At 72.7% G+C, this 11,481-nt stretch carries 14 protein-coding genes; 11 read left to right on the top strand and 3 right to left on the bottom strand.

Annotated features, from left to right (window positions below; translation table 11 throughout):
* Positions 1–13 precede the first annotated feature (13 nt).
* The 4 genes from ABD292_RS07095 (at position 14) to mctP (ending at position 3,304) form a co-directional block, all read left to right on the top strand.
* Complete coding sequence (locus ABD292_RS07095; protein WP_344206168.1) at positions 14–607, top strand: VOC family protein; 594 nt, start codon at positions 14–16, stop codon at positions 605–607.
* Entirely contained in the window at positions 607–1,248 is a 642-nt protein-coding gene (locus tag ABD292_RS07090; RefSeq protein ID WP_344206166.1) for a carboxymuconolactone decarboxylase family protein, read from the top strand. The genes ABD292_RS07095 and ABD292_RS07090 overlap by 1 nt, the downstream gene beginning before the upstream one ends.
* 239 nt (positions 1,249–1,487) lie before the next feature.
* Complete coding sequence (locus ABD292_RS07085; RefSeq protein ID WP_344206163.1) at positions 1,488–1,697, top strand: DUF3311 domain-containing protein; 210 nt, start codon at positions 1,488–1,490, stop codon at positions 1,695–1,697.
* A complete protein-coding gene (gene mctP, locus ABD292_RS07080; protein WP_344206161.1) occupies positions 1,694–3,304 on the top strand; it encodes a monocarboxylate uptake permease MctP in 1,611 nt (536 codons plus the stop codon). The genes ABD292_RS07085 and mctP overlap by 4 nt, the downstream gene beginning before the upstream one ends.
* 2 nt (positions 3,305–3,306) lie before the next feature.
* Here mctP and ABD292_RS07075 read toward each other — a convergent pair whose 3' ends face one another.
* Positions 3,307–3,666, bottom strand: coding sequence for a DUF6285 domain-containing protein (locus ABD292_RS07075; protein WP_344206159.1), 360 nt, complete (start codon positions 3,664–3,666; stop codon positions 3,307–3,309).
* A 68-nt stretch (positions 3,667–3,734) separates the two neighbouring features.
* Between ABD292_RS07075 and ABD292_RS07070 the strand changes: the two genes are divergently transcribed.
* From ABD292_RS07070 to ABD292_RS07050, 5 genes are all read left to right on the top strand, one after another.
* Complete coding sequence (locus ABD292_RS07070; protein WP_344206158.1) at positions 3,735–4,517, top strand: CPBP family intramembrane glutamic endopeptidase; 783 nt, start codon at positions 3,735–3,737, stop codon at positions 4,515–4,517.
* Between the two features lie 51 nt (positions 4,518–4,568).
* The gene (locus ABD292_RS07065) at positions 4,569–5,759 is read left to right on the top strand and encodes an acyl-CoA dehydrogenase family protein (protein ID WP_344206157.1); all 1,191 of its coding nucleotides are present in this window, start codon (positions 4,569–4,571) and stop codon (positions 5,757–5,759) included.
* On the top strand, positions 5,756–6,724 hold the full coding sequence (locus ABD292_RS07060; protein ID WP_344206156.1) for a phosphotransferase family protein: 969 nt from the start codon (positions 5,756–5,758) through the stop codon (positions 6,722–6,724). Before ABD292_RS07065 ends, ABD292_RS07060 begins: the two co-directional genes overlap by 4 nt.
* Positions 6,725–6,834: 110 nt before the next feature.
* Positions 6,835–7,554 carry an ABC transporter ATP-binding protein gene (locus ABD292_RS07055; RefSeq protein WP_344206154.1) on the top strand — a complete coding sequence of 240 codons (720 nt, stop codon included), beginning with the start codon at positions 6,835–6,837 and terminating at the stop codon, positions 7,552–7,554.
* A complete protein-coding gene (locus tag ABD292_RS07050; RefSeq protein ID WP_344206153.1) occupies positions 7,551–8,387 on the top strand; it encodes an ABC transporter permease in 837 nt (278 codons plus the stop codon). Before ABD292_RS07055 ends, ABD292_RS07050 begins: the two co-directional genes overlap by 4 nt.
* Here ABD292_RS07050 and ABD292_RS07045 read toward each other — a convergent pair.
* Both ABD292_RS07045 and ABD292_RS07040 read right to left on the bottom strand, forming a co-directional pair.
* Positions 8,370–8,963 carry a TetR/AcrR family transcriptional regulator gene (locus ABD292_RS07045; RefSeq protein ID WP_344206151.1) on the bottom strand — a complete coding sequence of 198 codons (594 nt, stop codon included), beginning with the start codon at positions 8,961–8,963 and terminating at the stop codon, positions 8,370–8,372. The genes ABD292_RS07050 and ABD292_RS07045 overlap by 18 nt on opposite strands.
* Entirely contained in the window at positions 8,960–9,412 is a 453-nt protein-coding gene (locus tag ABD292_RS07040) for a hypothetical protein (protein WP_344206149.1), read from the bottom strand. The genes ABD292_RS07045 and ABD292_RS07040 overlap by 4 nt, the downstream gene beginning before the upstream one ends.
* 138 nt (positions 9,413–9,550) lie before the next feature.
* Here ABD292_RS07040 and ABD292_RS07035 point away from each other — a divergent pair, with 138 nt between their 5' ends.
* The gene (locus tag ABD292_RS07035; protein WP_344206148.1) at positions 9,551–10,324 is read left to right on the top strand and encodes a hypothetical protein; all 774 of its coding nucleotides are present in this window, start codon (positions 9,551–9,553) and stop codon (positions 10,322–10,324) included.
* Entirely contained in the window at positions 10,321–11,481 is a 1,161-nt protein-coding gene (locus tag ABD292_RS07030; RefSeq protein ID WP_344206147.1) for a hypothetical protein, read from the top strand. The genes ABD292_RS07035 and ABD292_RS07030 overlap by 4 nt, the downstream gene beginning before the upstream one ends.

Raw genomic sequence — 11,481 nt, 5'->3', positions numbered from 1 at the left:
GCACGGAATTACTATGAACACCGAATTCGAGCTTCGCGGGGTCAACCACATCGCGCTGGTCTGCTCGGACATGAAGCAGACCGTCGACTTCTACTCCGGCGTGCTGGGCATGCCGCTGATCAAGACCATCGAGCTGCCGATGGGCTGGGGCCAGCACTTCTTCTTCGACTGCGGCGGCGGCAACGCCCTCGCCTTCTTCTGGTTCCCCGACGCTCCCGACGGCGTGCCGGGGGTCTCGGCGCCGCGCAACCTGCCCGACCGGGGCGAGCTGGTCTCGGCCGTGGGCTCCATGAACCACATCGCCTTCGACGTGCCGCCGGAGAAGATCGAGGAGTACCGCGACCGGCTCGTCGCCAAGGGCATCGACGTGGGCGTGCTGCTCAACCACGACGACAGCGAGTTCGGCGTGGCCCCGGAGATGCACGACGGCGTGTTCGTACGCTCGATCTACTTCAAGGACCCCGACGGCGTCCTCGTCGAGTTCGCCGCCTGGACGCGGCGGGTCGGACAGCCGGGCGACGTGCGTCACGAGCCGAGGACGGCCGCCGACAGGACGGGCGCTGACAGGACGGGCGCCGACAGGACCGTGCCCGGCGGGGCCGGCTGATGCCGCGCCTGCGCCGCGTGCCGCGCGCGGAGATGACCGACCCGCTCGTGACGTACTTCCACGACCGGCTGTTCTCCCCCGACAGGGAGGGCACGGCGACGGGCTCGCCGGGCGACTGGTGGGAGGTCTTCGCGCTGGACCCGAAGATCTTCCGGCACTGCGTGAAGGGCTTCCAGGTCTACCGCGAGGCCACGCTGGACCCGGTGCTGCGCGAGCTGGGCCAGACCCGGGCCGGCTGGGCGCGGCAGAGCCAGTTCGTCTACTCCCAGCACTGCAAGCAGCTCCGGGCGCTCGGCGTGCCCGAGGAGAAGGTGCGCGCGATCCCCGCCTGGCAGGTGAGCGGCTGCTTCGGGGAGCTGGAGCGGGCCGTGCTGGCCTACGCCGACGCGCTGGTGCTGGACGGCGGCCGGGTGCCGGACGAGGTGTTCGCCGTGCTCCAGCGGCACCTGCCGGACGAGCAGATCCTGGAGCTGACGTACATCACCTGCATGTACGAGATGCACGCCACGATGGCGCGGGCGCTGCGGCTGGAGTTCGACGACCGGCCGGACCCGGTGACGGAGGTGCCGGCGCCCGAAGGCTACGGCTCGCGCGACATCGCCGACAACCTGACCGGCGACTTGACCGTTCGGCGCGAGTAACCGACCGCTCACCGACCACCAGGCGGCGAACTACCCACGAGTAACCAGGATGCGAAGCCGGGACCTGCGACGACGTGCGCGGGTGTCCCGCATGGTGAGACGATGGCTCGCCATTTAGGCCGAACCGTAATATTAACGGCACTGGGTTTAATACCACCGCAAAGTTAGTGTCCCTCCGTTGACGCCACGTGTCAGGACCGGTCACCCCCCGGTCCCTGGCCTTCGCCATCGGAGGGTCGATGACTACCGGTGAACCCGGACAGCAACGCACCGACCGCAGCCCCTGGAACTGGCTGCTGGTCCTGCCGATCGTGCTGCCGCTGCTCACGTTCCTGTTCAACGCCGACGAGCCCCGCCTGCTCGGCTTCCCGCTGTTCTACTGGCTGCAGATCGCCTTCATCGCCGTCGGCGTCACCTGCACGACGATCGTCTACAGGATGACCAAGTGAGCGGGCACACGACCGAGCTGGTCGTCTTCGTCGTCCTGTTCCTGCTCGTGACCGTCATGGGCTTCGTCGCGGCCCGCTGGCGGCGGCCGGAGAGCATCGACAGCCTGCACGAGTGGGGCCTCGGCGGGCGCAGCTTCGGCTCCTGGATCACCTGGTTCCTGGTCGGCGGCGACCTCTACACGGCCTATACCTTCGTGGCGGTGCCCGCGCTGGTGTTCGGGGCGGGCGCGCTGGGCTTCTACGCGCTGCCGTACACCGTGGTGGTCTACCCGCTGGTGTTCCTGGTGCTGACCCGGATGTGGTCGGTCTCGCACGTGCACGGCTTCGTCACGCCGGCCGACTTCGTCCGGGCCAGGTTCGGCTCGCCGACGCTGGCCCTCGCGGTCGCGATCACCGGGCTGGTCGCGACGATGCCGTACATCGCGCTGCAGCTCGTCGGCATCGAGGCCGTGCTGAAGTCGATGGGCATCACCGGCCACCTGCCGATCGTCATCGCCTTCGCGATCCTCGCGGCCTACACCTACCAGTCGGGGCTGCGCGCGCCCGCGCTGATCGCGTTCGTCAAGGACGCGCTCATCTACATCGTGATCCTGGTCGCGGTCCTCTACATCCCGACGCAGCTGGGCGGCTGGGGCTCGATCTTCGACGCGGCCGCGCAGAAGTTCGCCGCCACCCCCGCGCCCGGCGACGGCATCACGCTGAACGCCACCAACCAGCTCCAGTACGTGACGCTGGCCTTCGGCTCGGCGCTGGCGCTGTTCCTCTACCCGCACAGCCTGACCGGCGTGCTGGCGTCGAAGAACCGCAACGTCATCAAGCGGAACATGTCCGCCCTTCCCGCCTACAGCCTCGTGCTCGGCCTGATCGCGCTGCTCGGCTACATGGCCATCGCGGCCGGCACCAAGCCGGTCGTGGGCGCGAACGGCCGGCCGGACGCCAACACGATCGTGCCGCGGCTGTTCGACCAGGTCTTCCCCGACTGGTTCACCGGCGTGGCGTACGCGGCCATCGGCATCGGCGCGCTCGTGCCCGCCGCCATCATGTCGATCGCGGCGGCCAACCTGTTCACCCGCAACATCTACCGGGAGTACCTCAACAAGGACGCCACCGACGCGCAGGAGGCCAAGGTCTCCAAGATCGTCTCGCTGGTGGTCAAGGTGGGCGCGGTGCTGTGCATCCTGCTGCTCGACCCGCAGTTCTCGATCGACCTGCAGCTCATCGGCGGCGTCATCATCCTGCAGACGCTGCCGTCGGTGGCGCTCGGCCTCTACACCCGCTGGTTCCACCGGGGCGGCCTGCTCGCGGGCTGGGCGCTCGGCCTGGCGGCCGGCATGTGGATGCTCTACCTCATCCCCAACCCGGCCAACGGCAAGGCGCACTTCGGCGGGTCGGCGTTCGGGCTGGCCAACCTGGGCTTCGACACCACGATGACGGTGTACGCCGGGTTCCTGGCGCTGATCGTCAACCTGGCGGTGGCGGTGCTCGGCACGCTGGCCTTCCGGGCGTTCAAGGTGGCCGACGGGCCGGACGCCACCCGGCGCGAGCACTACTTCGTGGACGAGGGCGACCCGCGGGTCAAGGACCTCGACCTCAGCGGCTCGCACTGACGTCAACCATGGAGGTGGGCGGGGTTGGCGACCTCCAGCTTCGCCCGCACCGCCTGCTCCAGCGCGGTCACCAGCGCGTGGTCGTCGGGCAGGCGGCCGTCGCGGACGGCGGCGGCCAGCTCGGCGTCGTCGGCCACGCCGAGCGCGGCCAGGCGGGCGGCGTGCTCCTCCGCCTGGGCCGGGCCCAGCTCGATCTCCCGCTCCACCATGCCGAGCACGTTGATCGCGACCCGGGTGTGGAAGCGGGTGCGTCCCTCCACGGCCGGCAGCACGTCGCTTTCCAGGAAGTCGCGCACCGCGGCCACGAGCTGCGCCGCCGTGGGGACGTCGTGGGGACCCGTGGACGATCCGGTTCGCGTCATGGCTTCCTTCTAGCACACGCCTGCTCCCTTTATCCGGGTCCGATGAGGGATACGGCTAATCTGCGCTCATGAGCACTCAGTCGCCGCCCGCGGCCCTCCCGGCACTCGCGCCCCGGCTCATCGGGGCCGAGATCTTCGTCGTGATGTCGGTCTCGCTCGGCGCGAGCGGGCTGATCGCGCTCATCCGGCTGATCGGGGCGCTCACCGCGCCGAAGGAGCTGAAGAGCCAGCAGGCCGTGCTCGTCGGCTCGATGGCCCCCGGGCGGCCGTGGCTGGACCTGTCGCTGCAGCTCGCCCAGATCGCCATCGCGGTGGCGCCGGTCGGGCTGGTGGCGTACCTGCTGGTGCGCTCCGGCGAGTCGCTGCGCACGATCGGCGCGGACCTGCGCGAGCCGCGCCGCGACCTGCTGCGCGGCGCGCTGCTCGCGGCCCTGATCGGCGGCAGCGGGCTGGCGTTCTACCTGGTGGTGCAGGCCGTCGGGGTCAACCTCACCGTCGTGCCCGGCGCGCTGCCCGAGGTGTGGTGGCAGGTGCCGGTGCTGCTGCTGGCCGCCGCGCAGAACGGCGTTCTGGAGGAGGTGCTGGTCGCCGGCTACCTGCTGCACCGGCTGGGGCAGGCCGGCTGGTCGCCGTGGCGGGCGGTCGTGGTGTCGTCGCTGCTGCGGGGGTCGTACCACCTGTATCAGGGGTTCGGCGGGTTCGTCGGGAACGTGGTGATGGGCATCGTGTTCGGCCGGGCCTACCAGCGGTGGGGGCGGACGATGCCGCTGATCGTGGCGCACACGCTCATCGACGCGGTGGCCTTCGTCGGGTACGCCTTCCTGCGCGGCAAGGTGAGCTGGCTGCCCTAGACCGTTGCCCGTACCGTTGACTGGGCAACGATATTCGGCTGAGATCCAGGCATGAGCTTCGCCGTGCCCGCGAGCGTCCGGCCCGTCCGCGACGCCGTCCATGCGTTCATGACCGAGCGGGTCGAGCCCGCAGAGCCGGTGCTGCACGAGGGCGGGCCCGCCGCCGAGGAGGCCCTGGCCGGCCTGCGGGCCGAGGCCAAGAAGGAGGGCCTGTGGGCCCTCGGCCACCCGCGTGAGCTGGGCGGCGGCGGGCTGCCGTTCCTCGACTACGTCTACGTCAACGAGGTCCAGGGGCGCAGCGAGTTCGGGCAGCTCGCGCTCGGCACGTACACCCTCCAGGACTCGCTCATGCTGCACGAGCACGCCTCGCCCGAGCAGCGCGAGCGCTACCTGGAGCCGCTGGTGCGCGGCGACATCTCGCCCAGCTTCGCCATGACCGAGCCGGGCGTCTCCAGCTCCGACCCCACCCAGATCCGCACGAGCGCCGTGCTCGACGGGGACGAGTGGGTGATCAACGGGCACAAGTGGTTCACCACGGGGGCCTCGCGGGCGGCGTACACGACCGTGATGTGCCGCACCGAGCCCGACGCGCCGGCGCACCTGGCCTTCTCCATGATCCTGGTGCCGACCGACACGCCCGGGTACACGATCGTGCGCGACACGCCCGTGCTCGGGCTGGACGGCGCGCACTGCGAGGTGCGCTACGACAACGTCCGGGTGCCCGCCTCCAACCTGCTGGGCGAGCGGGGCCGCGGATTCGTCATCGCGCAGAAGCGCCTCGGTCCCGGGCGCATCTTCCACTGCATGCGCTGGCTCGGGCAGGCGCAGCGGGCCTTCGACCTGATGTGCCGGCGGCTGCACGAGCGCACCGCGTTCGGCGAGCCGCTGGCCAAGAAGCAGCTCATGCGCCAGCACGTGTTCGACTCCTACGCCGAGATCCAGTCGGCCCGGCTGCTCACGCTCCACGCCGCCGAGGCGATCGACGCCGGCTCCGACGCCCGCGTGGAAATCGGCGCGATCAAGGTCGTCGGCGCGCGGATGCTGCACAACGTCATCGACCGGGCCATCCAGGTGCACGGGGCGGCGGGGCTGACGGGCGACACGCCGCTCGACCGGATGTACCGGCACGCGCGGGCCGGGCGCATCTACGACGGGCCCGACGAGGTGCACATCGACTCGGTCGGGCGGCGCATCCTCGGCTCGTACGCGGCCAGCGGCAACTGGGAGTTCGGTCTCCGATGAGCGGCGACACCGTCGCCGCCGTGGTGGCGGAGGTGTTCGGCCCCCAGGCCGCGCTCCCCCACCGGGTACGGCTCCCCGGCGGCGCGTCACGGGAGACGTGGGCCCTGGACGTCGTCGCGCCCGGCGGCGAGCGGCACGAGCTGGTGCTGCGGCTCGACTCGCCCGGCGGGGCCGGGGAGGCGGGGACCACGCTGGAGGCGGAGGCGCGGCTCATGCGGGCGGCGGCCGCCTCCGGCGTGCCGGTGCCGCGGATCGTCGCCGCAGGGTCGGCGGGCGGGGCGCCGTACGTGCTGATGGAACGGGTGGACGGGGAGACGATCCCGCGCCGGATCCTGCGCGACGACGCCTACGCCGCCGCCCGGCCGCTGCTGGCCGCCCAGTGCGGGCGGGCGCTGGCCGCCGTGCACCGGATGCCGCTGTCCAGCCTGCCGCCCGACCCCGATCCTGCTGCCGATCCGCTGGCCCGCTGGCGGGACGTGCTGGACCTGCTGGGTGAGCCGCACCCGGTGTTCGAGCTGGCGTTGCGGCGGCTGGCCGCGTCCCGGCCGCCCGCCGGGCCGCCCGCGGTGGTGCACGGCGACTTCCGCAACGGCAACCTCATCGTCGGGCCGGAGGGCGTGCGGGCCGTGCTGGACTGGGAGCTGGCCCACGCCGGCGACCCCCTGGAGGACCTGGGGTGGCTGTGCGTGAAGGCGTGGCGGTTCGGCTCGCCGCTGCCGGTCGGCGGGTTCGGCGGCTACGACGAGCTGATCGCCGCGTACGAGGAGGCGGGCGGCGCGAAGGTGGACCGCGACGCGCTGCGTTGGTGGGAGACGTTCGGCGTGCTCAAGTGGGGCGTCATCTGCGTCATGCAGACCATGCGGCACCTGCGCGGGGGCGCCAGGTCGGTGGAGCTGGCGGCGATCGGGCGGCGGGTGTGCGAGACCGAGTGGGACCTGTTGCGGATGCTGCGGGACCACGGCTGAGGCAGCGCAGGGGGCGCGGCTGGGGGCTCGGCGAGCGCTGTCCGGGGCCCGGCGAGCCTGGCCCGGAAAATGCGTTGCCGCGGTGTGGTCGGGGGCCGCACCCTTGAGCGGTGGCCATCCTGCGGGCGTCCCATCTGGTCAAGCGGTTCGGGCCGGTCACGGCCGTCCGCGACGTGAGCCTCACCGTCGGCGAGGGCGAGATCGTGGGGCTGCTCGGCCCCAACGGCGCCGGCAAGTCGACGACCCTCCACATGCTGCTGGGCCTCATCACCCCCGACGCGGGCAGCGTCGAGCTGTTCGGCATGGAGCTGGCCCGCCACCGCACCGAGGCGCTCAGCCGGCTCAACTTCGCCGCCAGCTACGTGGACCTGCCCGGGGCGCTGCGGGTGGGCGAGGTGCTGGACGCCTTCGCCCGCCTCTACGCCCTGCGCCGCCCGCGCGAGCGGGTCGCCGAGCTGGTCGAGATGTTCGAGCTGGGCCCGTTCGTCAAGCGGAAGGTCATGGCGCTGTCGTCCGGGCAGCGCACCCGCGTACAGCTCGCCAAGGCGCTGCTGAACGCGCCCCGGCTGCTGGTGCTGGACGAGCCGACGGCCAACCTCGACCCCGACGCCGGTGACCGCGTACGCGGCCTGCTGACCCGGGTGGCCGCCGAGAACGGCAGCGCCATGCTCATCACCTCGCACAACATGCGCGAGGTGGAGCGCATGTGCGACCGGGTGCACTTCCTGTCCGGCGGGGTGATCGTGGCCGCGGGCAGCGCGGCCGAGCTGGCCGGCCACTACGGGGCCGAGGACCTGGAAGAGGTGTTCCTGAAGGTGGCCAGAGGATGAGCATGTCACAGGCTTCCACGCTCACGCTGCCGCCGCTCGGCCTCACCGCCCGGCGCACCAGGGTCATGGGCGTGGTCCGGCGCGACTTCGCGGCGCTGCGGCGCAGCCCGGTCCGGGTCTTCGAGATCTTCTTCTGGCCCAGCGTGGAGCTGGTGCTGTGGGGGTTCATGACGCTGTTCCTGCGGGCGCAGCGGGTGCCGTTCGCGGTGTCGTTCCTGCTGGGGGCGGTGCTGCTGTGGCAGGTGCTGCAGAAGGCGAGCAACGAGATCTCGATCGCCTTCCTGGAGGACATCTGGTCGCGCAATCTGCTGAACGTGCAGGTCAGTCCGCTGTCCAGCGCCGAGTACCTGACCGGGCTCGTGCTGTTCTCGCTGGGCAAGGTGATCTTCGCGCTGGCCGTGATGGCGGCGCTCGCCCTCGGCCTCTACGGCTTCGGCGTGACCGCCATCGGCGTGGGGCTGGTGCCGTTCATGGGGGTGCTGCTCGTGCTCGGCTGGTCGCTCGGGCTGGTCGGCATCGCGGCGGTGCTCCGCTTCGGCGAGAACGCGCAGGTCATCGCCTGGTCCATCGTGTTCATGGTGCAGCCGCTCGCCGGGATCTTCTACCCGGTGTCCGTGCTGCCCGCGCCGCTCCAGGCGGTGTCGGAGTTCCTGCCCGCCTCGCACGTGTTCGAGGGCATGCGCACGGTCATGGCCGGCGGCCCGGTGCCGTGGGACCGGCTGGCCTGGGCGGCCGGGCTCGACGTGGTCTATCTGGCGGCGACGGTGGGGTTGTTCGCGTGGGCGCTCACGTACGCCCGGCGGCACGGGAAGCTGTCACGCTTCGGCGAATGAGCGCGGGTCGGTGACGGCGGCCGTGATGACGTCCACCAGGCTCTCCACCACCTGGTCGCGGTCGAGGCCGGGCTGGTCCAGCCACCAGTCGCCGGTGGTCTGCACCATGCCGACGAAGGCGTGGCCGAGCACCTGCGCCCGCACCGGGTCGGGCACCACCCCCTCGGCGGCGAGCACGCCGCCCAGCTCCTCGCCGAGGCTGCGGACGAGGGAGGTGACGCGGGAGCGGGTGCGGACGTCCTCGGCCCCGGCGCGCTGGAACAGGAAGCGGTAGAGGTTGAGGTTGGCGGAGACGAGGTCGAGGTAGGCGGTGATGGTGGCCCTGGCGCGGGCCCGCAGGTCGGCGCCGGCCTCGGCGAAGCGCGGCCGGAGCTGCGCGATCACGGTGCGCACGTGCCGGTCGGCGAGCGCCTCGTACAGGCCGCTGCGGTCGCCGAAGTGGCGGTAGAGGATGGGCTTGGTGACGCCCGCGGCGGCGGCGATGGCGGCCATCGACACGTCGGGGCCCTCGGCGGCGATGGCGCGGTCGGCGGCGTCGAGCAGCGCCCTGCGCCGGTCGGGGTCGCGTCCGCTCACGGGCCCAGGATAGATCGCCGGCCGCGCGGGAGCAGCGCCGAGAGGACGAGGACGACGCCGATGAGCGCGTAGAGGCCGGTGATGCCGGCGAGGGTGCCGGGCGGCTCGGCCGCCTCCGCCCAGGGGGCGGCGCCGGGGCGGGCCCAGGGCAGGCCGCCGGCGTACGGCAGGGTGGCCGCGGCGGCGATGGCGCCGGTGGCGTCGAGCGCGAACAGCGTGCCGGCCGCCGCCAGCGGCAGTCCGCAGGCGAGGGCCGCCGGCGGCCAGGCGGCGAGCATCGCGACGATCGCCGCCACCGCGAGGAGGCAGCCGAGGCCGGCGGGCGACGGCCCGGCCGCCACCGTGCTCGCGCGCAGCTCCCGCGCGCCCGCCTCGGTGAGGTAGTAGACGGGGGCGAGGGCCGCCAGCCCGGCGACGGCGCCCAGCAGATGACGCAACCCACGACTCACAGGGTCCAGTGTCCCCTGCTGACCCGTCCTTTACTCGGCGTTGATCGAAAGACGGGAGCCGGTCCCCTTTACGAAGTAGATTTCGGAAACGCCGCCAATTTACTGGAAAATGCTGGGACTGTTGGTACGCTCGCGCTCATGAGTGACCGGCTGGACGAGCTCGAACGGCGGATCGACGAGCTGCGGGCCGGCGTGCGCAGGGCCATGCGCGCACGGGACGGCGGCGCCGCCCGCGGCCTGCGGGCCGAGCTGCGCGCCGCCGAGCGGGCCTGGGACGCCCTGGTGGGCGGCGAGCAGCCCGAGGAGCCCGCGGCGCGGGCGGTCCCGCTGGTCACCGTGCGCGAGCAGGTCCACCAGGGGCTGCGGCTGCTGGGCGCGACCGCGCAGCCGCGGCTGGTGGTGGCGGTCAGCGAGGCGTTCCTCGGCGGCACGATCCGCAGCGCCCAGCTCACCAGCCTGCGCAGGGACGAGGAGCGGTCGTTCCGGTCGGCGCCGTTCGGGCGGCCGTACTATCTGTGCGCCGCGCTGACCGACCGCCTCTCCCCCGCCCGCGGCCTGCTCACGCTGAGCACCTGGCCGCTGGAGCGGCGCGTGGTCGGGCCGCTCAGCCCCCGCGTCGACTTCCTGACCTGCGCGATCGCCGTGGCGGGGCGCGAGCAGGCCGATCCGCGGGCGGCCCGGTTACTCCTGCGCATGGCCAGGAACATCCCTGGCGCCACCGACGGCTCGCTCGGCCCGCCCGACCCGGACCGGGTGATCGCGGCGGCCCGCGCCGAGCTGGCCGTGCACGCCCCGCGCGACACGCGCGACCGCGCGGAGCTGGCGCGACGCGCCGCGCGGCAGCTTGATGACGTCGCCCGACTGTTCGGCGCCGCTACGCTGAGCACGATCAAGAAGGAGTACGCCACGTGAGCGGCTTGAAGCGCGAGGGCGACCCCGCGCACCGGCTCGACGCGCTGCGCGGCACCACGCCGCCACGCCCCCATGACGCCCGCGCCATCGCGGCGCTCGCCGCCAACCCCGGCTGCGCCCGCCGCGCCCTCATGGACGGCGCCGGGCTCGACAAGGACGCCGCCGCCCGCCATCTCGGCTTCCCCGCGCCGTTCGGGCAGTCGCCGTTCGCGATCACCCGCGGCAACGCCTTCGAGGCGCTGGTCAAGGCCGACGGCTGCGCGGAGCTGCTGCGGATGCTGCGCGAGCTGCTGCGCCTGCCGGTCGCCGAGGTCGCCTACCACGACGTCGAGAACGTCGGCGAGAAAGCCGACGCCAGGACCGGCGCCCACCTGCGCCACGCCCACACCCGATCCTTGATCGACCGGGCGGCGCGCGGCGAGGACGACGCCGGCACGCTCTACGACCATCCGCTGCTCGCCCTCACCATCGCCGGGCACACCGCCTACCTGGAGCCCGACGTGGTGGCCTTCCAGCTCGGCGGCCGCTTCCACATCGTGGAGATCAAGTCGTTCGCGGTGATCGACGGGCAGGCCGAGCCGTCGGCGGCGGCCGCGGCGGCCCGGCAGGCCGCGGTGTACGTCCTGGCGCTGCGCACCCTGCTGGAGGAGCTGGGCCACGACCCGCTGCGGGTCTCCCACGACGTGGTGCTGGTCTGCCCCGAGAACTTCGCCAACCGCCCGGTCGCCACCCTGGTGGACGTACGCCGCCAGCTCGCCGTGCTGCGCCGCCAGCTCGCCCGCATGACGACCCTCGACCGGCTGATGGCCGGCCTGCCCGAGGACCTCACCTTCGACCTGCGCCCCGGCGAGGACGGCCGCCCCACCCGGCCGGTCGCCGAGCTGGCCGACGCGGTGCGCAGGACCACCGCCCGCTACGCGCCGGAGTGCCTGTCCACCTGCGACCTGTGCTTCTTCTGCCGGGACGAGGCCCGCCAGGAGGGCGCCTCCGACCTGCTCGGCCGTCAGGTGCGCGACGAGCTCGGCGGGGTGGCGTCCGTGGCCGAGGCACTGGGCCTGGCCGACGGCACCCGCGACCCGGCCGAGGGCCAGGAGGAGATCGCCCGGCTGCTGCGCAACGCCGAACGCCTGCGCAGGGAGTGCCTCGGGAGTGTGTGA

It is taken from the genome of Nonomuraea bangladeshensis (assembly GCF_039529455.1).
In the GTDB taxonomy this organism is placed as follows: Bacteria; Actinomycetota; Actinomycetes; order Streptosporangiales; family Streptosporangiaceae; genus Nonomuraea; species Nonomuraea bangladeshensis.
Note: the sequence above shows the minus strand (reverse complement) of the source record. Positions and strands in the feature narration are given on the sequence as shown.

Excerpts from the sequence above, each read along its gene's own strand:
- ABD292_RS07050 (WP_344206153.1), top strand. The coding sequence starts at position 7,551 with ATGAGCATGTCACAGGCTTCCACGCTCACGCTGCCGCCGCTCGGCCTC.
- ABD292_RS07070 (WP_344206158.1), top strand. The coding sequence starts at position 3,735 with ATGAGCACTCAGTCGCCGCCCGCGGCCCTCCCGGCACTCGCGCCCCGG.
- ABD292_RS07065 (WP_344206157.1), top strand. The coding sequence starts at position 4,569 with ATGAGCTTCGCCGTGCCCGCGAGCGTCCGGCCCGTCCGCGACGCCGTC.
- ABD292_RS07095 (WP_344206168.1), top strand. The coding sequence starts at position 14 with ATGAACACCGAATTCGAGCTTCGCGGGGTCAACCACATCGCGCTGGTC.
- ABD292_RS07075 (WP_344206159.1), bottom strand. The coding sequence starts at position 3,666 with ATGACGCGAACCGGATCGTCCACGGGTCCCCACGACGTCCCCACGGCG.
- ABD292_RS07090 (WP_344206166.1), top strand. The coding sequence starts at position 607 with ATGCCGCGCCTGCGCCGCGTGCCGCGCGCGGAGATGACCGACCCGCTC.
- ABD292_RS07060 (WP_344206156.1), top strand. The coding sequence starts at position 5,756 with ATGAGCGGCGACACCGTCGCCGCCGTGGTGGCGGAGGTGTTCGGCCCC.
- ABD292_RS07035 (WP_344206148.1), top strand. The coding sequence starts at position 9,551 with ATGAGTGACCGGCTGGACGAGCTCGAACGGCGGATCGACGAGCTGCGG.
- ABD292_RS07085 (WP_344206163.1), top strand. The coding sequence starts at position 1,488 with ATGACTACCGGTGAACCCGGACAGCAACGCACCGACCGCAGCCCCTGG.